The following is a 23,382-nucleotide window of genomic DNA, read 5'->3' as shown; positions in this document are numbered from 1 at the left end:
ATTTGAAATAAATTTAAGGTATTTTGCTTTATATCTGTTTTGCATGTTCTTTTTTGAATTTATAGATAACTATGTGCCAAAAATCGAAAACAGTAATTTATTACTATACCACATTCTTATCTTTTTTGAGTTTAATTTGTTGTTACTTTTTTTTAGAGATATTTTAGAATCTAAAAAATGGATTATAAAGCTTATTATTCTCTTTAATATTGTAAATATTCTAGCCAATTTATATTATTACCTTGCTGGACTTTACTTTTTAGAATTTAATGTAATATCTTCTAATTTTGGTGCTATTTTAGTAGTTGTAACTTTATTTCTTTATTACAAAGAGTTTTTAGTGTCTCATAAAATTTTAAATTACAAAAAAACACTTTCATTTTGGATTGCTTTTGGCTTACTACTCTATTATGTGGGTTTTATACCTTTTACAGCAGTTATAAACTCTTTAAGCAACCTGAATTACGAATTAAAAATTAGTTTATTTAAAATCGCTTATTGCTTAACAATACTTATGCACAGTTGTTTTATATTCGGAGCCTTATGGAGTCAGAAGAAAGTCAAATAATTCTATTTACAACAACCATTGTAATTATATTGTTTGTTGTGCTTATTGTGCTGTTGTTTAGTTTTTTTCAAAAAAGAAAAAATATTTTGTTACAAGAACAAATAAATAACCAAAAACGTTTCGAACGAGAAATTGCAGAAACGCAAATAGAAATTCGAGAAGAAACTCTGCGAAATATTAGTTGGGAATTGCATGATAATATTGGTCAGCTTTTAACATTGGCCAAAATTCAGCTACAAAATGCAACACCAGAAAACATAGACGAAGTTTCTCAAACAATTTCTAAAGGTTTAAATGAAGTGCGAGCTTTATCGAAATTAATTAATCCAGAGGCAATTAAAAATATTGATTTAAAAGAAGCAATTCAATTGGAAATAGATCGTTTTAACCGTCTTAATTTTATTGATTCTAGCTTAATTATTGAAGGAGAAGAACAAGAAATCGACAAAAAAGTAAGTATTGTAATTTTTAGAATTCTACAAGAATTTTTCTCGAATACAATTAAACATTCTAAAGCTTCTAAATTAAATGTGCTTTTAAAATATACAGAAAACGAAATGATTGTTTCTGCCCAAGATAATGGAATTGGTTTTTTAGCTTCCGAAAAAAGTGGCAAAGGAATTGGACTTACAAACATCTCTAATAGAGCCAAATTAATTGGTGCTGAAGCCATTTTTTCATCAGAAAAAAATAAAGGAACAACACTTTTAATACATTATAAATTATGATAAAAAATTCGGTAGTAATTGTAGATGACCACACTTTATTGTCGCAAGCAATTGCAGGTATGGTAAATTCTTTTGATAAGTTTAAAGTGCTATATACTTGCAAAAACGGACAAGAATTAATGGATAAATTTAGTGCTTCTCCACAAAACATTCCAGATGTTGTTTTAATGGATATTAATATGCCTATTATGAATGGAATTGAAACCACTGCCTGGATTTCGGAAAACCATAGTTATGTAAACGTAATGGCTTTGTCTGTAGAAGATGCAGACACTACTATTTTACAAATGCTAAAAGCGGGTGCAGTTGGTTATCTTTTAAAAGATACAGAAAAATCTGTTTTAGAAAATGCGTTGTTAGAAATTGTAGAAAATGGTTTTTTTCACACCAAAAATGTAACCAATTTATTAATGCAATCTATTTCTGGAAACGAAACAAACAGTATTACTTTTAAAGATAGAGAAATCGCTTTTATGAAGCTTTCTTGTTCGGAATTAACCTATAAAGAAATTGCAGATAAAATGTGTTTGAGCCCGAAAACCATAGATGGCTACAGAGATGTTTTATTTACAAAACTGAATGTAAAAAATAGGGTTGGCTTGGTTATGTATGCTATTAAACACAAAATTTATACTCCATAAATTTAGATTCTTAAAAATAAAAAAACGAGGCCGTTTTAAAGGTAAATTTAGCTGTTATTTTTGAGCAAAGTCGAAAAATCTAAAATATTGAAATTCAATAAATAAGATTTCTCCATTACAGTCGAAATAACAAATTCTAATACTTTTGAGGCAGTCTCGTTTTTTTATGGTTAAGTAAAAACTATTTTTTTACTAAAATTTTAAAATTATCAATCTCAAACGTACCATCGATAGTACCTGTATTAGGTGATGCGCTTCCACTATTATCTCCACCAATATATTTAAAAGCAATGTGTGCATTTCCAGAGAATGTGCTTAAATCTGTTGTTCCAGAATCTACCCAATTCCTAAAGTTTGTATCATCAGAAACAATATTTGCAGATAATTTGGTCCATGTTGCAGATGTAATATTTGCTCTTGTACCATCCCAATCTGTAGAAATTAGAAGTTCTAACTCGCTATCATCAGAAAAACTATTTGACGATTGGAAGTTAAGAAATTCTATATCTTGTGCATCTAAATCTATACTTGGTGATATTAGCCAGGCAATGTTTGTTGGTTCGCCAGAATTATACGCACCCATAGAAGCTATTTTGCTTCCTGGATTTCCATTATCAGTTGTTGTAAGTACTCTCCAATTAAAACGCCCTTCTTCTGCGTAAGAAATCCAACCATTGCCTTCTAAAGGATTTGAAGATGCAATTGACTCGAAATCTTCTTCGTAACTTGTTTTAAAGTCAGCTGGATTTAAAGGTGTACATCTGTCTTCGTTCATATCTACATCTGTAATGTCGTTTAAAGCTAAAACTACATCTCTTCCATCGAATGTTTTTACAACTACTGCTTTTAAAGTTCCTCCTTTTTTAGGTAAAGTTCTTCTAGCAAAATTGGCAAAAGAGCTTGTTTCTAATTCGAAATTACTATATCCAAAACCTTCGCAACTTTGTAGAGTTCTTTTGGTATCAAATCTATCATTCTCATCAAAATAATTTTTTTCTCCTGCTATATTTGAAGGAAATTCGACATTATCTATTTGAACAAACATACCAACATGGCTTTCATTAATTTGAGATAAAGTTAGTTTTAATGGCACAATTTCTTCTGTTATTGTAGAACGCAGCATCTTTTCTTTTACTTGATTTAAAGATAAGTTTTCTAAACTATCTCCATCTGCCTTGCCTCCAATAGCTGTTACGCCATCTCTAGAACGTGTTTCTCCAACATATAAGCCTTCTAGGTTAATATAAACTTCTCTACCAATATTATATTTATTGTAAGCATCATTTAGTTCTAAAACTACTTTAATGGCGTCAGTTGGGTTCTCTGGACTGTCTTGTAAATAAATTTCTTTAAAGAAATTACCTGATTTATCAGAGGAAGTTACATAGCCTTTTACTACTAATTTATCTGTTATTTCTACAGGGTTATCTCCTGAGGAAAAAAGCGCTTTTACTTGTGAAATTGTTTTAATTTCTATAGTATTATCGGATAATAAGAGATTTAATTTAGCATTTTCTTCTTCTCCTAAATTTTGTGGCACAGTAAAGTCTCCATCTTCTACACAAGAAGTAAAAGAGATACTAGTAATAAATGCTAGTGTTAAGATGATTAATTTATTTGTTTTCATTTTAATTTGTTTTAATATTTTTTAGAAACTAATGTTTACATTTAAAAAGTACGTTGTACCTCTTCCGTACCAATACTTTGGTCCAAATTGTCTTATGGGTAAACTAACATCTTCTTTTAGTCTATTATAGTCAGATGCTCTACCTTGTTCATAACCTCCTGTTTTGTAAATTTCATTAAATAAGTTATTTACGGTTGCAAATAGACTTATGTATTTATCATCTATTTTCCAAGATTTACCACCTATTAAATTTACAGACATGTAGCTATCGAACTTTTCTTGTTTTAATAATTCTTTTGCTATTTCGGGGTCGTAGTTATTAAATGGCAAACCATCGTTATCTTTGTAAAAAGATGCCGTTCTTAATAGTGGGCTTATGTCTAAATAAGCTTCATCGAAAAAGTTTGCTGTTGCACCAAACCACCAATAGTCTGGATCTCTATATTCAAAACCAACAGAATATGCTTTTTGTGGACCTGCTGCTAATTTATAATTTTTTAAATTTGCTTTTCCTTGTTCTCTAATACCTTCTGGGTTATTATCATTTCCTTGATCTGCAACTACAAAATCTGCTGAAGTTAAATTTACATTTGGGTTATTATCGTAAGTGTACTGAGCAATATTTGCTGCTCCTTTTAATTTAATTGTTGCTGTAATTTGTGCCTCTAAACCTAATTCTGCTCCAAAATGTTTGGTCTCTAAATCTGTAACTATTTCTTGTAAAAAAGTATTTGTATTAGCTCCTTGTGAAAAGAAAAAACCTATATCTGTAGCATCTTTTATTTTCGTATAAAAACCGGTTACTCTTGCCTGTAAATTTGGACTTCTTAAAATATAACTTACATCTGTAGAAAAGATTTTTTGACTGGTAATATCTCTTACTTCAAAATTATTGCTTCTTGGATTGGAAAAAGAATTTCTTACTGTTGGTGCATCTGTAATATATGCTACGTTTGCATCTAGTAGATGACGTCCCGTAATTTTATATGTTCCACCTGCTTTAATTCCATAGTTCGTAAATGAGAGTTTGTTTGATTTGCCTAAAGAATTATCTGGATAGCCACCATTCTTATACAACCCTTCTCTTTGATGAGATGTATTAGATATATTAAACGCTGTATAAAAATCTATTTTATTATATTTAAATTGTGCTTGTGCAAATGCAGAAATGATATTTGAATTAATATTATAATTGTATTTAAATTTATCTCCTTTGCCTACAACTCTATTAGGATTTAATAGATTATTTTGCATTTCTGTTTCTGTATCTGCAAAAGGATTAATGTCTAAATACCCACTTCCTCCTAATAAATCTATAACTTCTGCAAAATTTTTAGATCGTAATTGTTTGTATTCTAATTTACTATTAAAAGTGATGTTATTTGTAATTTCAGAATTTAATATTGTGTTTATACTTAATTGTTTACTATCAATTCTGTCTTCGTACAACACATAGGCGTTACTTTGGTTTTGTTGAGCAGTTGTAATATTGGCGCTAAAAATAGTATTCCAATCTAATTGACCATCATTTTGAAAATTTTGTAGTGCATCATAAGCACCTTCTTTATCGTTATCTGCCAAAAAACTACTTGGCAAATATTGATAGTAAGTTGGGTTTGGATTTGCACCTCCATTATAATCTAAACGACTATTTCCTATTTTTCCAAATTGATAGGCTACGTTTGTTTGAAGTGAAGTTCCTTCAGATATGTTCCAAAAATGATTCAACATTAAAATTGGTTCTTCTACTTCCTTTATTCTAGAATTTACTTTTCTACCATTTAAATATCCCCAATATTCGTTGTATTCGATTCCTTTTAAATTAAAAACTTCTTGGGTGTTGGGAGAAGATTTACCTCTTCTATTGGGTGTAAATATAGAGGTAAAGTTAAGGCTATGGTTGTCGTTAATTTTCTTTTCTATAGAAGCAAACAAAGAATATGCATTATAGGTTGTACCGTCGTTAAACCCTTCTAAACCCGCTCTTCTACTTCCAGAAAAAGTCATTGCCCAACCACCTTTTAACATTCCTGTAGAATGGGTTGCCATAACTCTATGTTGGTAACTTCTGTTAGAGGAAGAATACGAAATTCTTGTTCCTGGTCTTTGTTGAGATGCTCTCGTATTTATGTTTGTAGAACCTAAAACACCGCCAAAAGTAAAGTTCGATGGCGATAAACCATTACTAAACTCTTGGTTTCTTAAAACATCATTTAAACCACCCCAATTACTCCATTGTGCTCTTCCGTCATAAATTTTGTTCATTTCTATTCCATTGATAAGCACTTTTCCATTTCCAGAATCTAATCCTCTAATTCTAAAAAAAGAGGAACTAAATTCAAAAGCAGCCGATCTTAAAAAAACATCTCTCGTAGCTTGTAACAATCCAGAAATATTATCGGCAGCACTGGTATCGTTGTTTAGCTCGTCGTCTGTAATAGTTATTAAACTTAAATCTCGATCTTCTGTGATGTCTTTAAAAAGTAAAATTGTACCTAAATCTACAACACTATTAGAAAGTTCTACAGGAAAGTTTTGTGTTTCGTAACCTACTAATTTAATCTCTACAATATAACTGCCATTAGAAATACCTGTAAGGTTAAATACCCCATTCGCATCTGTTGTTTTGCTAATGGTTGTACCTTTTACACTAACTAAGACACTTTGCAGAGCATTTTCAGAATCGCCATCTACAACAATTCCTTTTACAACGTTTTGCGCTTGTAGAAATGCTACACAGCCTAAAAGCAAAAACATCGATAGAAAAAATTTTCTCATAAAGTTTGTTTGAATTTTTATATTATTTTTACATTAAAATGCATGCAAAATTAACGTTTTTTAACAAATACTTATGTTAAAATAACATTATATAATTTTGGCTTACATTTTGTTTTATATGTTTGCAAACATAAACTATATTACAATGAATAAAAATATTGTTACTTTTTTACTATTTCTATTAACTATTTCTGCTACCTTCTCTCAAAAAAAAGGCAAACAATATAGTATTAGAACAATTGCTTTCTATAATTTAGAAAACCTTTTCGACACCATAAACGACACTTCTATTAATGATGAAGCAAGCCCCATGATGGAGTTAAAAACAAACCGTTCTAAAGTTTATTGGGATAAGATTGATAAATTAGGAAACGTAATCTCTCAAATTGGTAAAAACAAAGCCAATACAAGCCCTGCTATAATAGGAGTTGCTGAAGTTGAAAACTTAAGTGTTTTAGAAGATTTAATAAAATCGAAACATTTAGTGAAGAAACATTATGGAATTATCCATTACGATTCTCCAGACAAAAGAGGCATTGATGTGGCTTTACTATATCAAAAAAGATATTTTAAACCTGTATTTCATCAAGTGTTTAACCCTAATATTTACAGAGAAAACAAAAAAGTTTATACAAGAGACCAATTATTGGTTTCTGGTTATTTAGATGACGAATTAATTCACCTAATTGTTAATCATTGGCCTTCTAGAAGTGGTGGAGAAGCAAAAAGCAGGCCATTAAGAGAAAAAGCGGCTTATCAAAACACCAAAATAATAGATCAAATTAGAGACAAAGATTCTAATGCTAAAATTTTAATAATGGGCGATTTTAACGACGACCCAATTAACTCTAGCTTTAAAAAGGTTTTAAAAACAAAAAGTAGAAAAAAAAATGTTGAAGAAAAAGACATATACAATCCGTATGAAGATTTGCATAGAAGAGGTTTTAATACTTTAGGATATAGAGATAATATTAATCTTTTTGATATGATTTTAATTTCTTATCCGCTCTTAGATAAAGGAGAAAAAGATTTTTCGACCTATAAGATGTATAAAGCAATGATTTTTAATAAGCGTTTTTTAACAAGTAAAAGAGGCCAATACAAAGGGTATCCTTTTAGAAGTTTTTCTAATGGTGGTTATACAGGTGGTTACTCGGACCATTACCCTGTGTATATGTATTTAATTAAAGAAAAAAAATAAAAAGAGACATTTTTTTGAATCTCGAATTTTCTATAAAATGAAAAAACCCAGAACTTTAAAAGTTTTGGGTTTTTTTGATAAAAAATTATTGCCTTATTATCTTTTTTTAATCTTTTACAGATTTAAATTGATAATGTAAATAAGTGTAAGCATCTCTAGGTATAATCGTAATCCACTTTTTATATTTTAAATACCATTTAAAACGAATAGAATTTACGCCTTTTAATAAATAAGCAGCAATAAAAGGATGCAAGTGTAATTGTATCTTTTTATTTTTCGGGTTAGAAATAAATTTTTCTAAATCTGCTTCAATCTTGTCTATTAAAACAATTGGCGCTTCTACTTCTCCATTTTTATTTGGGTTGGCTTCGGTAGTTTTTATACTTAACTCAGGTCTTACTCTTTGTCTTGTAATTTGTACCAATCCAAATTTACTTGGAGGTAATATTTTGTGTTTTGTTCTATCTAAAGCCATTTGCTCTTTTAAGTGCTGATAGAGTTTGTTTCTATTTTCGGCTTTGTGCATATCAATAAAATCTACAACTATAATTCCTCCCATATCACGCAATTGTAATTGACGTGCTATTTCTGTAGCCGAAATTAAATTTACTTCTAATGCTGTATCTTCTTGAGAACCTGCTTTATTAGAACGGTTTCCACTGTTTACATCTATAACATGTAAAGCTTCTGTGTGCTCTATTACCAAATAGGCACCTTTGCTCATAGAAACGGTTTTTCCAAACGATGTTTTAATCTGTCTTTCTATTCCATATTTTTCAAAAATAGGAATTGCAGATCTGTGCAGCTTTACAATATTTTCCTTTTCGGGATAAATTTCTTGTAAATATTCTTTAATTTCTACTTTCAGTGTTTCATCATTTGTTACAATGTTTGTAAAAGAGTCGTTCATTACATCTCTTAAGATAGAAGATGCTCTGTTTAATTCACTCAATATTTTGGTTGGTGTGTTTGTGTTTGCAATTCGCTTACACATTGTTTTCCAACGTTCTAAAGAGTTTTGCAAATCTTTATCTAATTCTGCTACTTTTTTGCCTTCGGCAACAGTTCTTAAGATAACGCCAAAACCTTTAGGTCTTATGCTTTTTGCTAATCTTTTTAAGCGTTCTTTTTCTTTTGGATCTTCTATTTTTTGTGAAACAGAAACTCTGTTAGAAAAAGGAACTAAAACTAAAAATCTACCAGCTATAGAAAGTTCGGAACTTAATCTTGGGCCTTTTGTAGAAATTGGTTCTTTTACAATTTGTACCAACAGGTTTTGTCCTGTTTTTAATACTTTGTTAATACTACCGTCTTTGTTAATGTCTTCCTCAAATCGGAAATTTTTTAACGTGAATTCTTTATACTTACCTGTGCTTACTTTCTTAATGAACGAGTTTAATGAGTTTACTTGTGCGCCTAAATCGTGGTAATGTAAAAACCCGTCTTTGGGGTATCCAACATTTACGAAGGCTGCATTTAAGCCTGTTAACACTTTTCCAATTTTGGCTAAAAAAATATCGCCTACAGAAAATTTGTTGCCAGTTGTTTCATTATTTAATTCAATAAGTTTTCCATCTCTTAATAAGGCAAAATCAATATCAGATGAATTTGAACGAATTATTAATTCTGTTTTCATGCTGAACTTGGTTTTAACACTGCACGTAATTGTACAGATGGATTAATATTGTCAGGTATTTTTAAATACCGTGCGAAGATTTTCTGCGCTAGCAGTTGTAAATCTTCAAATGTCAATGAACTTTTGTTTTTTTCGCTAAACAATAAACGAAAAAGTAAGCGAATGCTTACTTTTTCTTCTTGTGTCTATTTGCTCTAGCTCTTTTTTTTCTTTTGTGTGTAGAGATTTTCGCTCTCTTTCTTTTTTTACCACTTGGCATAATGCTTGATGTTTTTTAAACCAATTAAGGTTTCGATTAGTATTGTGTTATTTAACAGCTACTTTACTTTTTACTCCTTCAGTAAAAGTTTTTGCTGGCTTAAAAGCTGGAATATTGTGAGCTGGAATCTTAATAGTTGTATTTTTAGAAATATTTCTACCAGTTTTTTCTGCTCTTGTTTTGATAATAAAACTACCAAAACCTCTTAAATAAACGTTGTTGCCATTTTCTAATGCATCTTTAACCTCAGTCATAAATGCTTCTACAGTTGCTAAAACATCTGTTTTTTCGATTCCTGATTTATCTGAAATTTTCGATACGATATCTGCTTTCGTCATGTCTCTATTTTTACTATGTTTTTATTTATTTTGTCTCAAAAATGCGGATGCAAATATATGATAATTAATCAACTCCAAAAAAATAAAGACTTAAATTTATGTGAATTTTAAAATGTAATATTGCAATTCTATTTTTTTATGATGAAATTCCACAACAAACTAATATACTGGTATTTACAAAACAAGCGAACACTTCCTTGGCGCCAAACTAAGAATCCATATTTTATTTGGTTGAGCGAAATTATGCTACAACAAACAAGAGTGACACAAGGTTTGGGGTATTATTTAAAATTTACAGAAGCTTTTCCAACAGTTTTTAATCTTGCAAAAGCAAATGAAAGTACCGTTTTAAAAATGTGGCAAGGTTTGGGTTATTATTCGCGTGCAAGAAACCTTCATTATACTGCAAAATACATTGCAAACGAACTAAATGGAAAATTTCCCTCTACATTTTTAGAAATTATAAAGTTAAAAGGAATTGGAGATTACACAGCTTCTGCAATTGCCTCTATTTGCTTTAACGAGCCAACTGCGGTTGTAGATGGAAATGTTTATAGAGTACTTTCTCGCTATTTTGGCATTTCTACACCAATTAATTCTACTACAGGAATTAAAGAATTTAAAGCCATTGCACAATCTTTAATTGATAAAAGTCAGCCAGGAACCTACAATCAAGCCATTATGGATTTTGGTGCACTGCATTGCAAACCTCAAAATCCGCTTTGCGATTCTTGCCCTTTTGCCAATAGCTGTGTCGCTTTCGAAAAAAATCTCGTTAAAGAACTGCCTGTAAAAAAGAAAAAAATAAAGGTTCGAAAACGTTATTTTAACTTTTTAGTCATTCAAACAAACGACTATAAAACCATCTTATATGAAAGAGAAGGAAAAGGCATTTGGCAAGGTTTATATCAATTTCCATTGATTGAAAGTGAAAAAATAATCGATAAAAAAGAATTAATAGCAAACAAAAAATTTACTGACTTATTTCCTGATGAAACTACAATTTCATTACATAACAAAAAGCAAATCGTACACAAACTTTCTCATCAACATTTATATACACAATTTTGGATTGTAGAGACAGCATCTCTAAAAAATGCCACTATTTCTTGGAAAAACATACAAGAATTTCCTGTTCCAGTTTTAATTTCTAATTTTTTGGAAGATTTTCCACTTAAAAATTAATGATATTTTTAGTATATTTGATTCTAATTTTATAAACATTTTAAGTTTGTCTCCTCGAGCATTACTAAAATCAAAATAATTTTTGATTAAAAGTAGCGAACGTAGTTCTCGAGAGATTTTAGGTCTCGACTGCGCTCGACCAAACAAAATAATAAGCTATGGCAGGAACAATTAACAAAGTAATTTTAATTGGAAATTTAGGTGATGATGTAAAAATGCATTATTTTGATGACCAAAATTGTCTAGGTCGTTTTCCTATTGCCACTTCAGAAAGTTATACCAACAAACAAACTGGCGAAAAAATAACCAATACAGATTGGCACAATATTGTGGTTAGAAATGGTTTGGCAAAAGTTTGCGAAAAATATTTATCTAAAGGAGATAAAATTTACGTAGAAGGAAAGCTAAAAAACAGACAATGGGAACAAGATGGCGTAAAGCGGTATTCAACTGAAGTTCATGTTTTAGAAATGACGATGTTAACCACGAAAAAAAATGCAGATAATTCGCAACCTATAAATACAACTTCTAAGCAACCAGAAGAAAAACCTATTGCTCCAGAAGAAAAAGACGATTTACCTTTTTAACATATAAAAAAATTAAAATTGGACCCAGATCCCGAACAATTATTTCTCTTAGCTTCTATAGATTTCGTTACTGCTTTAAATGGAATTGCACTTCTTTTACTGCTTTTAAGTTCGGCTTTGGTATCTGGAACCGAAGTTGCTTTTTTCTCTCTTTCTCAAACAGACCTTAACGAACTTTCTAACAACGGAAAAGAGCAAAATATTGTTGTTACTTTATTAGAAAGACCCCGAAAATTATTAGCCACCATTTTAATTACCAATAATTTTATTAATATTTTAATAGTACTTCTTTTTGCCTCTTTGGCAGAAACATTATTTGGCAATTTCGACTATTCTTTAAACTTAATTTTATTTCAAGTACCTGTTCGTTTTTTGTTAGAAATAATTTTAGTTACCTTTTTAATTCTTTTATTTGGCGAGGTTTTACCAAAAGTTTATGCCTCTAGAAATGCACTTCGTTTCTCGAAAGCAATGTCTAAATTTATACATACTATTAATATATTTTTAACTCCATTTACATTGCCTTTAATTAGTTTAACAAAATGGATTGAAAAAAAATTAGGAAGCAAAGGAACCAACTTTTCTGTAGAAACATTATCGCAAGCATTAGAATTAACTTCACAAGGAGCAACTACAAAAGACGAGCAAAAAATTTTAGAAGGAATCGTAAATTTTGGAAATACAGAAACAGTGCAAATTATGAAACCTCGAATCGATATTTTTGCACTTTCAGACGAGGAACCTTATGAAGTTGTTTTAGAAAAAATTTTGGCAAACGGATATTCCAGAAATCCTGTTTATCACGAAAATATAGACAATATTGTTGGTGTTTTATATGCCAAAGATTTATTGGCACATTTAAATAAAAAATCTTTTAAGTGGCAAACTTTACTTCGAGAGCCCTTTTTTGTGCCAGAAAATAAGAAATTAGACGACTTATTAGGCGACTTTAGAGCCATAAAAAATCACTTAGCCATTGTTGTAGATGAATATGGAGGAACAAGCGGACTCGTAACTTTAGATGATGTTATTGAAGAAATTGTTGGTGATATAAATGATGAATTCGATGATGAAGATTTATCGTATTCTAAAATAGATGCAAACAACTATATTTTCGAAGGAAAAACAACCATAAAAGATTTTTGCAAAGTTTTAGATGATGAAGACGAAGATATTTTCGAGGAAGAAAAAGGTGAAAGTGAAACTTTAGCTGGGTTTATTTTAGAAATTTCTGGAAAATTCCCAAAAAGAGGAGAAAAAATAATCTTTAAGAATTATACGTTTACCGTTGAAGCCTTAGATAGAAAACGAATAAAACAAATTAAAGCCACAAGAAATGCGTAATCTCTTTTTTTTATTTTTTATCTTCATTTTCGTTTCTTGTAAAGAAGATGTTTTACCCAAACCAAAGGCCTATTTAAGTTTAAATTACCCTGCAAAAACATATCAAAAATTATCCTTAAAAAGACCTTATTCTTTTGAAGTTCCAAAAAGTACTTCTATAATTAACGAGCCTAATAATTGGTTAACAATTAAATACCCAAATTTAAAAGCCTCGTTAGACATTACTTACAGACCCGTAAAAAATAACATTAAAGAATTGTTAACAGAAGCCGAAAAACTAGTATTTAAACACACTGTAAAAGCTGAAGAAATTATTACAAAAGACTTTGTAAACCCAGAAAAAAGAGTATTTGGTAGCTTGTATGAAATTACCGGAAACGCTGCCTCTCAAATACAATTTCATGTAACCGACAGCACAAATAACTTTATAAAAGGCGCTTTGTATTTTTATGCAAAACCAAATTACGATTCTATTTTACCAGCAGTAGCGTATATTAAAGAAGATGTTTTGCGTTTGGTAGAAACTTTAGAGTGGAACAAATAATTTACATTTATCTTTACCAAGTACAACTACCTATTTTTTAAAATAGTCACTTCAACTCTTTCTTTTTTGCTTCATTAAATAGTTATTTACATTACTAACCAAACTTACTAATTATGAAACGAAATCCGTTAAACATCTTCACAAGTATCTTACTATTTTGCATGTTAACTTCCTGCTTGCAAAAAGAGGCTAACAAAGTTAAAATTGCTCCAACATATATTTTATCTATAAGCGCTGTAGAAAATTCTAAAGCTCCAGCATTGCAATCTTTTTCTCACGGTATTTCTGGTGACGAATGGTTACTTTTTGCCGGTAGAACAAATAGTGAAAATGATAATGGTGGACTCCATGATATTTTTAACGGAAACTATGCAAATACTTCATTTTTACCTCCATCTTTTAATGATAGCTTATTCGTTTACAATTCAAAAACAAACGAAAAACCAATTAGTATGCATTTTAAAACCGTTATCGAAAAAATGAACGAACAATGTTTTGAAAAAATTGGTGAAATGACCATTCCTTGCATAGAAATGAGAGGTTTTTTAAACGAGCATCTTACAATTTTTAGAAATTCAAACGCATTAGTAAAGCAAGACAAAGATTATTTATATGTTGTTGGTGGTTATGGAGCTCCAGTAAACAACGTTAACACTCAAAATTATTTAACATTTAATCAGGTTGCTAGAATAAACATTCCAAACATGATTAAGTTAATCAAAGGAGAAAATTTATCTCTTGCAAATCTTAAAAGTTTAATTAGCATAGGTAAAAACAAAAACTTAATTAGTACTGGAGGAGAATTGTATATTTTTGACGATACTTTATATTTGGCTGGAGGGCATAATTTTACATTTACATCTCAAAAATATGTAGATGCAGTGTATCCATTTACCGTTTCAAGTTCAAAAAAACCTTATCAGCTAAATATAAATATTAAAGACACTATTTCAGATGCTACTTCACCATCTTTAAAAGGTACAGATGCAACATCTATTTTTAGAAGAAGAGATGGCCCAATTACACCTAACTTTTACAAAGTAAATAATCAAATAAAAAAAGGATTGACTTTTTACACAGGTGTTTTTAGACCAGACAGCACTGTTATAAAAAATAAAGATACTACCAATTATCATTTAGCTTGGAATAATGCAATTTATGTTCACCCTAAAAAAATAGTAAATTCTAAGAAATATACTTACGATAGCAATTACAATCAAAATAATTTTAATGTATATTCTTGTCCTAGTTTTGTTTTATTTGATTCAGAATCAGAAACTTTACACACTTATTTATTAGGTGGAATTGGAGATGGAAAAAGAGCTGCTGTAGGGCATTTATCTGGTTTTACCAATACAGGAGTGCATATAAAAATGAATATCGCAAACGAGCCTTTAAAAAGTTCGCACACTATTTTAGACTATAATATTTTTAATAACAAAACGACTAACAAAGCACCTTTTTATGGAGCAGAAGCTACGTTAATACCAAACAGCAACTTACCAAAATCAAATAACTCTAATGAAATTATAGACCTTAACAAAGCTTTTAACGATACTGATGCAGATAGTATAGAAATTGGTTATATTTTTGGAGGTATTGAAGCTTTTAGATCAAATCCTGGAAGCTATGGTCCAAGAAACTCAAGGGCTTCCAATAAAATTTGGAAAGTAATGCTTAAAAAACAAATTCAAGATTAAGCGGTTGTGTATTTTGATAAAATTCTGTCAATTCAAGTAAATTTTACGATTAAAATGAGCAAAGTTTGTATCGAGAATAAGAGTTTTATTAAAATTGCACAATAAAAAAATTGAATGGTTTGGATAAAATCATCCAAGCCATTTTTTAAACGATCTCCATCTTTTTCAGTAAAAAAGAAGCGTTCATGTTTTTACAAATTCCGTTTTTTAATTTGTAGTCAAAATGCAATTCGTTATTGTTAATTTCTGCATCAAAATAATAATTTTTAATTCCAAAAAATTCATCTTCTAAAGTACATAAACTTACATCGTGTGTGGCAATAATTCCTGTCGATTTCGATTTTGTAAGTTTTTCTACAAACTTTTTAGAGCCAATTGCCTTGTCTTTACTGTTGGTTCCTTTTAAAATTTCATCTAAAATAATAAAGTAATCTTCGTCTTCAATTTCATCAACAATAAATTTTAAGCGTTTTAATTCTGAATAAAAATACGACTCGTCTTCTGTTAAAGAATCTGTAGTTCGCATACTTGTTATCAATTTTATGGGATAATATTGAAAACTTTCTGCACAAACTGGCAAACCACAATTTGCCATCACTATAGATAAAGAAACCGTTCTTAAAAATGTACTTTTTCCAGCCATATTTGCACCTGTAACAATAAAAAACTCTTCTTTATTAATGTTGAAATCATTATCAATTCTTTTAGCAACATTTAACAAAGGATGCCCTAAATTGGTCGCTTTAATCACACTTTTTTCTGAAGTAATTTCTGGAAAAATAAATTTTGGATGATTAAATGCAAAATTTGCCAACGAATTTTTAGCATCGAAAAAAGCAACAACTTCAAACCAGCTTTCAACTGTATGTTTGTAGCTAAAAATCCATTTTTCTACCTTACAAACATTGTAAATTTCTGTTAGAAACAATCCATTTCCAAAAATTGCGATAATAATGTTATTTCTTTGGTCGAAAGTATCTAAAATTCGAGCAAATTCTTTAAAAATAGCAGAGGCTTTTTTGTTTTCTGAATTAATTGTTTGCTGTTTCTCTTTTAAAATTTTTGAAGTAAATGCTTCATTTTCAATTACGTTTAATAATGGGTAATATTGCTTAAACGTATCTCTTGCTTTGCTGGCTTCTGTATATAAATGGTTTATTTTTAGTACAAATCTACCAGTAATAAAAAGGCCAACAAAAAACCAAATAACTATATAAGTGAAAGGAATTAACCCAAAAGAAACCAACCCAATTAACACCAAAGAAGCAATCGTAAAAATAATTTGAAGCGTTTTTAAAAATTTCGGAAAAACAGAATTGTAACCAGAAATCCACCTAACAATAGCTTTTGAAGTACTGTTTGTAGCAACCAAACTTGCCAAAGCAGAAAAATGCTGACGCCATTTTACTTTCCCTGAAAGTTCTTTTAACATTTCTTGTTTCTCTAAAATAGTAGCTGTATTGTTTTCTGTTAAGCAGTTTGCTAAAACTCCTTTTCCGTCTTTTGTTTTGGTTCTATTTATATATTGAAAAAAAGAACCGTTGCCAAATAAATCGATATCATTGCTATAAAAATGTGCAGGATTTATAAATGCAGAGCCTGTTTCCAAGTGACAAAAATTTCTATTTAAAACTTCAACTTCAACAGTATTAATTTTAATTTTTTCTGCAAGAATATTTCTTTTTCTTTTAAGATTTACATGTTTTGTTACTAAGAAACCAAACAATAAAAGTCCTAAAAAAGCGATGATAAACACATCTGGATATTTCCCAAAAGTCAAGTAAATTAAAAAACAAGTCGCTAAAAAAACGGCAAATCTAAATACACTTAAATTGGCTGATTTCTTTTTTAACTCTTTCGTCTTTGCTTCTAATTCTGCTTTATGATTTGTATAAAATTCTAAAGGTTTTTTCATGTATTTTATTTGTAACTCGAAATTCCGCCAGTTAAATTCAGCACTTTTAAATCTGGGTATTTATTTTTCAATTTTACAGTAGCTCTGTAACTGTTAAAACCACGTTGGCAAACCATTACATAGGTTTTGCTTTTATCAACTTTAATTTTATCTGCATCAAAATTATTAATATGAATGGTTTGCTGCACCTCAAAAGGCAGTTTTAAATTATTTAAAACCGCTATAATTTCTAGATTTTTAGACTCCGCTCGAAATGACAAACGTTTTTTTAATTCTTCTGGAGATATTTGCCAATCAGGATTTTGACCTGCACAAGCAAAATCTACATAGGTTTGTACTTTAAAAAGTTTCGCAATTTTATCTTTCAAAAAAACAGGTTTTAACTTCATTTTTAACTCGGTGTTTTGCAACGTATTATATATACGAAGTTGATTTGTTAATGGTTTTCCAATGCCTGTAACCAATTTTAAAACTTCATTTACTTGTTGCATGGCAATCATGCCCACAATTGCATTTAACGTTCCAGCTTCTTCGCAATTTGGAATGTCTGTTGCCATTTCTGGAAACGCATCTCTTAAATTTGTGGAATAACTTCCATCTTTTTGTAAGACATTAAACGTAGCCACATAACCATCGAACTTATACAAAGAACCGTAAACTAAAGGTTTATTTTTAATAACACAAGCATCGTTTAACAAATATTTTGTGGGCAAAGAATCTGTTCCATCTACAATAATATCTATATTTTCTATCAACTCAAAAACAGTTGACTTTGTAATTGGATTGTTACTAAAAGTTACTTCTGTAAAAGGTGCTCTTTTTTTAATAAATTTTGATAAAACTTCCGCTTTGGGTCGATCTACATCATCTAAACAATAAAAAACTTGCCTGTGAAGATTGGTAATATCTACCGTATCGAAATCTACTAAATGCAATTTTCCAATGCCACTTGAAGCCAAATAAACTGCAATCGGGCTTCCTAAACCACCACAACCAACGACCAAAACAGATGCGTTTTGTAGTTTCTCTTGCCCAACTTCTCCTATTTCAGACAAAGTGAGTTGACGTTTAAAAAGTTGTTTTTTTGTTGGTTTCATTTATGCTGAATTTATTTCAGTATCTTTTTTTTTATTATACACACAGTTTGTTACTCTGAAAGGGTCTCACTCAAGAGTGAGCAACAAAGCGTTGAAATTCCTACGGAATTGACAAACTGTATCGCGAATTACTTTAAGATTTCTCCATAAAGTTGAAATGACATTCGTTCATTCTTTACAAATTCACTTGAAGTGACAGTACGTTAATCAGTCTAAAAACGCATTGTCAGTTCGAGTGATTCTGATTTTTTTATCAGAATTGTATCGAGAACTTTTTAATTATTAATCTCTTTTTTCGCATCTTCAAACTCTTCTGGAGTATTTACATTTCTAATAAATGCATCCTCAATTTCTACAATTTCAATATCAGAATTAATTAGCATTTTACGCGGACAAGAATAACCTTGTGCTAAATATTGCAGTAAAATTGTATAGGCTTTGGGTTCGTAAATGGTAATTAAAGGTTCTACAAATTCCTTGTTTTTTCCTTTAATTGCTGTGGCAACTTTACTCGGATTTCTATGTTTTAATAATTGCTGAATTACAGCATCGTTTACAAAAGGGACGTCTGTTGCCAAAACCAACCAAGCCGAATTTGGGTCTTTCTGAAACGCAGAACAAATGCCACCAAAAGGTCCAAGGTTTAGAAATTTATCTGGGATTTCGTTTTGAGATTTCTCGACTTCGCTCGAAATGACAGAAGATTCATTCTGGACTGAATAGTACGTTTCAAAATTATTGTTTTCTAACAACTCTTTTGCGTATTCTTTTTGTGGTTTTCCAAAATAATTGAGTTCAGATTTGTCTTGTCCCATTCTAGTGCTTTTTCCACCAACTAAAACAAGCCCTTTTATCGGAGCAATTTTCTCTTGAATGAGATTGTTTATATGATTTGCAATTTTATCTACTTCATTAATTGTATAGCAAAGCTTGTTTTTTATGTTTGGATATTTGGCCACTAAAAAATCAAAAAAATCCGTTTCTTCCTTCAACTTCACAACAAACTGAATGCTGTCTAATTGCTCCAATCTTTTGAATACAGAAGCTTCTTTTGCTTCGTCTAAAATTAGAATTTGTTTTGCGCCTTGATAATGATTTCCATTGATAAAAACATAATCGTATTGCGCAAATTGCAAACGTTGCTCAAACTTATTTACGTTTCCAGAAGTGGTAATTTGTACATTTCCTTGATGATGAAAAGTATATTCAGATAACCTATAATTGTTATCTCGAGCGAAGTCGAGAGATTTTGCGTGAGAAGCATCGAAATACGCTAATTTATAGTTTGATAATTTTACTGAAACATTATGAACCAAATTTGAAATGACACCACAATCGGTTCCTAAAATAGCAATTTCATTGGGTGAGAAGTTATCGTTATCTCTTTTTTCTAAATTTGTGTGTTTTTTGTGTTTTTTCATTTTTGCTGAATTTAATTCAGTATATTTATTTCATTTCGACTTTATGGAGAAATCTCAAACAAAAGAGAGATTTCTCAACTCCACTTCGTTTCGTTCGAAATGACAATTTAACGTTTTATATTCTTAAAATAACACAAGAGTGTTTCTTCCTTGCGCCTAATTAAGATATGATTTTAATATCCGACTTTCCACCTGTTTTTTCTACCAACTTTACTTCTTTAATTACCATTTTTTTACTGATGCTTTTACACATATCGTAAATCGTTAAACAAGCAATGTTTGCACCCGTTAGAGCTTCCATTTCTACTCCTGTTTTTCCTTCGATAGTAACTTTACAAAGCACTTCTATATGTTCTAAATCGATTATTTGAATATCAATATCTACTCCATTAATTAATAATGGATGGCACATTGGTATTAATTCTGATGTTTTTTTTACCCCTTGAATTCCTGCAATAATTGCGGTTTGAAAAACAGGTCCTTTTTTGGTCGTTAATTCGTCATTCGAAAAATTAGAAATCACTTCTTTTCCTAAAAACATGGTTGCTTTTGCAAGGGCTGTTCTTTTGGTAATTTTCTTATCGGAAACATTTACCATTTTAGGATTTCCTTTTTTGTTGATGTGTGTGAAATTGCTCATTAACTGTAATTTTTTCAATTTTATTTTAAGCCAGTAACACGTGTTGTCACTTCGAGTGAAATTCTTTTTTCAAGAATTTTGTATCGAGAAGTTATTCATCTAAAATGTTCTCGATACAATTTTTCTTCCTACGTCAGAAAAACCACTCGAACTGACAGTACTTGCTTACTCTTCCGTTTTGTTGCTCACGCACTGTCACTTCGAGTAATTCCGCTTTTGGGCAGAATTGTATCGAGAAGTTTTACTCTCTTCTTTACAAGTTCTCGATACAAATTTTCTATTTCCATTTCATTTCAATAAAAAATTCACTCGAACTGACAGTACTTGCTTACTCTTACGTTTTGTTGCTCACGCTCTGTCACTTCGAGTGATTCCGCTTTTGGGCGGAATTGTATCGAGAAGTTTTACTCTCTTCTTTACAAGTTCTCGATACAAATTTTCTATTTCCATTTCATTTCAATAAAAAATTCACTCGAACTGACAGTACTTGCTTACTCTTACGTTTTGTTGCTCACGCTCTGTCACTTCGAGTGATTCCGCTTTTGGGCGGAATTGTATCGAGAAGTTTTACACTCTTCTTTACAAGTTCTCGATACAAATTTTATATTTCCATTTCATTCCAATAAAAAATTCACTCGAACTGACTGTATGTGCTTACTCTTGCGTCTCGTTGTAAACGCGCTGTCACTTCGAGTAATTCCGCTTTTGGGCAGAATTGTATCGAGAAGTTTTACACTCTTCTTTACAAGTTCTCGATACAATTTTTCTTCCTACGTCAGAAAAACCACTCGAACTGACAGCTCGTGAATTTGTTTATGGAAACAGCCTTATCTGTATCTAATTACTGGAAAAACCTCTCCACTTTTAAACTCATTTTTATCATTTGGCAATTGAAGAAACGCATCTGCATGTACCAAACTTGCTAAATCTCCAGAACCATTTCCTGCAATTGGACTTGCCACTAAATGTCCGAATTTATAACTCAATTTCACTTGTAAAAAATAGGTTAAATTGGGTTTAAAAGTAACATTTTCTGCTAAAATTGCGGTTTCTTCGGCGACTGATAAACCAACTGATTTGTAATACCAAGGATAAAAATACGCCAAACAATTTACAAATGTAGAAATTGGGTTTCCAGGAAACCCGAACACAATTGTGTTCTTTTTGTATTGATTCTCTTTATGTTTATCTGCATTCGAAAATATTTTACGCCCAAACCAAAAGGGTTTTCCTGGTCTTTGTGCAACTTTATGTAATAGTTTTTTTACGCCTAATTCTTTAAAAACTTCGGGTAAAAAATCGAACTTACCTTTACTGACTGCTCCACTGAACAACAACACATCATATTCTTGTAAATAGGTTGCTATTTTTTGTTTTAAAATGGGTTTATCATCTGTAATATGGGCAGTTTCAGAAGGAATATTTAGTTTTTCTAATAGTGAAACCAATGTAAACACATTGCTTCTTCTAATTTGATGTTCTAGTGGAGTTTCATCTACACCAACCAATTCATCACCAGTAGAAACTATCATTACTTTTGGTTGCTTTGCAACTTTTACAAAAGATTTTCCAACAGTTGCCAAAACACCAATTTCTGCTGCAGATATTTTTGTGTTTTGTTTGATTAATACATCACCAAGTTTTCCGTCTTTTCCCTTTGGATGAACATTTTGACGGTCTTTAATCTCATCAATATTAATTGTTGCGATTCCGTTTTCGATGGTAACATCTTCATAACGAATTACCGTATTTGCATTTTTAGGAAGCATTGCACCAGTCATCACTTCAATACAATTTTCTGGATTTTTTAAAGTGATTTGGGCACTTCCTGCTGGCTGAATTCCTTCAATTTTAAATTTTAATTGTCTGTTCGAGCGCAGTCGAGAACTAAATTCTTGAAAATCAACTGCAATTCCATCCATAGCAACTCTGTTAAATGGTGGAAAATCTCTATCTGCAAGAATATCTTCTTTTAAAATGCTCCCTACAGATTTTAGAAATGGAATTTCTTTAACTCCAAAGTTTTGAGTTGAATTTAAAATTATATTTTTTGCTTCTTTTACTAAAATCATTTCAAAAACGTGTAATTGTTTATTTGTGTAATTGTATAATTGAGATTTCTATGTTTAAACAATTACACAATTAAACCTTTTTACCCTCCAATGGTACTCATACTTTCAGAAACGCTGCCTTTTTTACGGTTTGCTTCTGCTATAAATCCGTTTTCTGGTTTTTGCTTTACTAAAGATAAAAAAAGTTCTTTTAAATCGTTATTAGACGCTCCTTTTCTTATAAAATCTCGAAGATTAAAAACACCATCATCAAATAAGCAATTTTTAAAAGTTCCTGTAGAAGTGATTCTAATGCGATTACAATCGTTGCAAATGGTTCTTGTAAATGCAGGAATAATTCCAACTGAACCTAAATGATTTTCAACTTTATAATTTCTTGAAGTAGAAGATTTTTCTGATTTGATTTCCTGAACATCAAACTCGGTTTTTATCTCGTTTAAAATTTTGTTAAACGACCAATTTTCTTGAATTTCTCTTTGTCCTTTTCCATTAAAAGGCATTTCTTCAATAAAACGAACAGCTACATTTTTATCTTTTGTTAGCCTTACAAAATCTACAATTTCGTCGGTATTAAAACCAGATTGTACAACTACATTTAGTTTTAAATGTAAACTACTTTTTTCAAGCAATTCGAATGTTTTGTAAACTTCAGGAAAAACGTCTCTTCGTGTAATTTTTGCAAACTTTTCTCTTTGTAAACTATCGATACTTAAATTGATGTGTTTTACTTTTTCTAACTTTTCAATCGTTGGAATGTGTTGAGAAATCATTGCGCCATTTGTGGTAATATTAATCGCATCTAACAAATCGTTATAAGACAACATTTTTAAAAATGCAACAAAATCTTTACGAACAAAAGGTTCGCCACCTGTTAAACGTACTTTTTTAACCCCCAATTCTGTTAACACTCGAATTAAACGATACATCTCTTTGTAAGAGAGTAACTCTTGTCTTGGTACAATCGCGATTCCATGAGCTGGCATGCAATATTGGCAACGCAAGTTACAGCGATCTGTAACCGCTAAACGTACATATTGCATTTGTCGCCCGAAATTGTCTATTAATTTGCTCATTTAATGCAAAATTACACTGTTTTTAATG

General features: G+C 30.5%; 19 protein-coding genes. 9 read left to right on the top strand and 10 right to left on the bottom strand.

Translation table 11 applies throughout. From position 1 onward, the window contains the following. Positions 1 to 43 precede the first annotated feature (43 nt). Genes JL193_RS11055 through JL193_RS11045 form a run of 3 tightly spaced genes read left to right on the top strand, consistent with a single transcriptional unit; the run spans position 44 to position 1,937 of the window. A complete protein-coding gene (locus JL193_RS11055; protein ID WP_207970861.1) occupies positions 44 to 568 on the top strand; it encodes a hypothetical protein in 525 nt (174 codons plus the stop codon). Continuing rightward, a complete protein-coding gene (locus JL193_RS11050) occupies positions 544 to 1,296 on the top strand; it encodes a sensor histidine kinase (protein WP_207970860.1) in 753 nt (250 codons plus the stop codon). Before JL193_RS11055 ends, JL193_RS11050 begins: the two co-directional genes overlap by 25 nt. Further along, positions 1,293 to 1,937 carry a response regulator transcription factor gene (locus JL193_RS11045; protein WP_207970859.1) on the top strand — a complete coding sequence of 215 codons (645 nt, stop codon included), beginning with the start codon at positions 1,293 to 1,295 and terminating at the stop codon, positions 1,935 to 1,937. The genes JL193_RS11050 and JL193_RS11045 overlap by 4 nt, the downstream gene beginning before the upstream one ends. A 181-nt stretch (positions 1,938 to 2,118) precedes the next feature. Here JL193_RS11045 and JL193_RS11040 read toward each other — a convergent pair whose 3' ends face one another. Continuing rightward, positions 2,119 to 3,564 (bottom strand): DUF5689 domain-containing protein, encoded by a 1,446-nt coding sequence (locus tag JL193_RS11040; protein WP_207970858.1) that lies wholly within the window; start codon positions 3,562 to 3,564, stop codon positions 2,119 to 2,121. Positions 3,565 to 3,585: 21 nt separating this feature from the next. After that, entirely contained in the window at positions 3,586 to 6,342 is a 2,757-nt protein-coding gene (locus JL193_RS11035; RefSeq protein WP_207970857.1) for a TonB-dependent receptor, read from the bottom strand. A gap of 145 nt (positions 6,343 to 6,487) precedes the next feature. Between JL193_RS11035 and JL193_RS11030 the strand changes: the two genes are divergently transcribed. Then, positions 6,488 to 7,543 (top strand): endonuclease/exonuclease/phosphatase family protein, encoded by a 1,056-nt coding sequence (locus JL193_RS11030; RefSeq protein ID WP_207970856.1) that lies wholly within the window; start codon positions 6,488 to 6,490, stop codon positions 7,541 to 7,543. Between the two features lie 106 nt (positions 7,544 to 7,649). Here the strand turns inward: JL193_RS11030 and JL193_RS11025 are convergent, their stop codons facing one another. Together JL193_RS11025 and JL193_RS11020 are read right to left on the bottom strand one after the other, a co-directional pair. Further along, positions 7,650 to 9,179: an Rne/Rng family ribonuclease gene (locus JL193_RS11025; RefSeq protein WP_207970855.1), complete on the bottom strand. Its 1,530-nt coding sequence runs from the start codon at positions 9,177 to 9,179 to the stop codon at positions 7,650 to 7,652. A gap of 306 nt (positions 9,180 to 9,485) precedes the next feature. Continuing rightward, positions 9,486 to 9,776, bottom strand: coding sequence for an HU family DNA-binding protein (locus tag JL193_RS11020; RefSeq protein WP_207970854.1), 291 nt, complete (start codon positions 9,774 to 9,776; stop codon positions 9,486 to 9,488). Positions 9,777 to 9,917: 141 nt separating this feature from the next. Here JL193_RS11020 and mutY point away from each other — a divergent pair, with 141 nt between their 5' ends. From mutY to JL193_RS10995, 5 genes are all read left to right on the top strand, one after another. Beyond that, the gene (gene mutY / locus JL193_RS11015; RefSeq protein WP_207973458.1) at positions 9,918 to 10,961 is read left to right on the top strand and encodes an A/G-specific adenine glycosylase; all 1,044 of its coding nucleotides are present in this window, start codon (positions 9,918 to 9,920) and stop codon (positions 10,959 to 10,961) included. Positions 10,962 to 11,119: 158 nt separating this feature from the next. Continuing rightward, the gene (locus JL193_RS11010) at positions 11,120 to 11,548 is read left to right on the top strand and encodes a single-stranded DNA-binding protein (RefSeq protein ID WP_207970853.1); all 429 of its coding nucleotides are present in this window, start codon (positions 11,120 to 11,122) and stop codon (positions 11,546 to 11,548) included. An 18-nt stretch (positions 11,549 to 11,566) separates the two neighbouring features. After that, positions 11,567 to 12,892, top strand: coding sequence for a gliding motility-associated protein GldE (locus tag JL193_RS11005; protein ID WP_207970852.1), 1,326 nt, complete (start codon positions 11,567 to 11,569; stop codon positions 12,890 to 12,892). Next, entirely contained in the window at positions 12,885 to 13,436 is a 552-nt protein-coding gene (gene gldD / locus JL193_RS11000; RefSeq protein ID WP_207970851.1) for a gliding motility lipoprotein GldD, read from the top strand. Before JL193_RS11005 ends, gldD begins: the two co-directional genes overlap by 8 nt. A 113-nt stretch (positions 13,437 to 13,549) precedes the next feature. Next, positions 13,550 to 15,136, top strand: a complete 1,587-nt coding sequence (locus tag JL193_RS10995) for a hypothetical protein (RefSeq protein WP_207970850.1) — start codon at positions 13,550 to 13,552, stop codon at positions 15,134 to 15,136. Between the two features lie 145 nt (positions 15,137 to 15,281). Here JL193_RS10995 and JL193_RS10990 read toward each other — a convergent pair whose 3' ends face one another. The 6 genes from JL193_RS10990 to moaA all read right to left on the bottom strand — a co-directional run bounded on the left by JL193_RS10990 (position 15,282) and on the right by moaA (position 23,354). Next, positions 15,282 to 17,051, bottom strand: a complete 1,770-nt coding sequence (locus JL193_RS10990; protein ID WP_207970849.1) for a MutS-related protein — start codon at positions 17,049 to 17,051, stop codon at positions 15,282 to 15,284. Positions 17,052 to 17,056: 5 nt separating this feature from the next. Continuing rightward, entirely contained in the window at positions 17,057 to 18,148 is a 1,092-nt protein-coding gene (locus JL193_RS10985; protein ID WP_207970848.1) for a HesA/MoeB/ThiF family protein, read from the bottom strand. A 275-nt stretch (positions 18,149 to 18,423) separates the two neighbouring features. Further along, positions 18,424 to 19,569, bottom strand: coding sequence for an NTP transferase domain-containing protein (locus JL193_RS10980; protein WP_207970847.1), 1,146 nt, complete (start codon positions 19,567 to 19,569; stop codon positions 18,424 to 18,426). A gap of 160 nt (positions 19,570 to 19,729) precedes the next feature. Next, positions 19,730 to 20,209 carry a cyclic pyranopterin monophosphate synthase MoaC gene (moaC, locus tag JL193_RS10975; protein ID WP_207970846.1) on the bottom strand — a complete coding sequence of 160 codons (480 nt, stop codon included), beginning with the start codon at positions 20,207 to 20,209 and terminating at the stop codon, positions 19,730 to 19,732. 827 nt (positions 20,210 to 21,036) lie between these two features. Continuing rightward, positions 21,037 to 22,281: a molybdopterin molybdotransferase MoeA gene (locus JL193_RS10970; protein ID WP_207970845.1), complete on the bottom strand. Its 1,245-nt coding sequence runs from the start codon at positions 22,279 to 22,281 to the stop codon at positions 21,037 to 21,039. An 80-nt stretch (positions 22,282 to 22,361) separates the two neighbouring features. Then, positions 22,362 to 23,354, bottom strand: a complete 993-nt coding sequence (moaA, locus tag JL193_RS10965) for a GTP 3',8-cyclase MoaA (RefSeq protein ID WP_207970844.1) — start codon at positions 23,352 to 23,354, stop codon at positions 22,362 to 22,364. Between the last annotated feature and the right edge of the window lie 28 nt (positions 23,355 to 23,382).

Source organism: Polaribacter batillariae, from assembly GCF_017498485.1.
Lineage (GTDB): Bacteria > Bacteroidota > Bacteroidia > Flavobacteriales > Flavobacteriaceae > Polaribacter > Polaribacter batillariae.
This window is presented reverse-complemented; position numbering and strand designations above follow the sequence as displayed.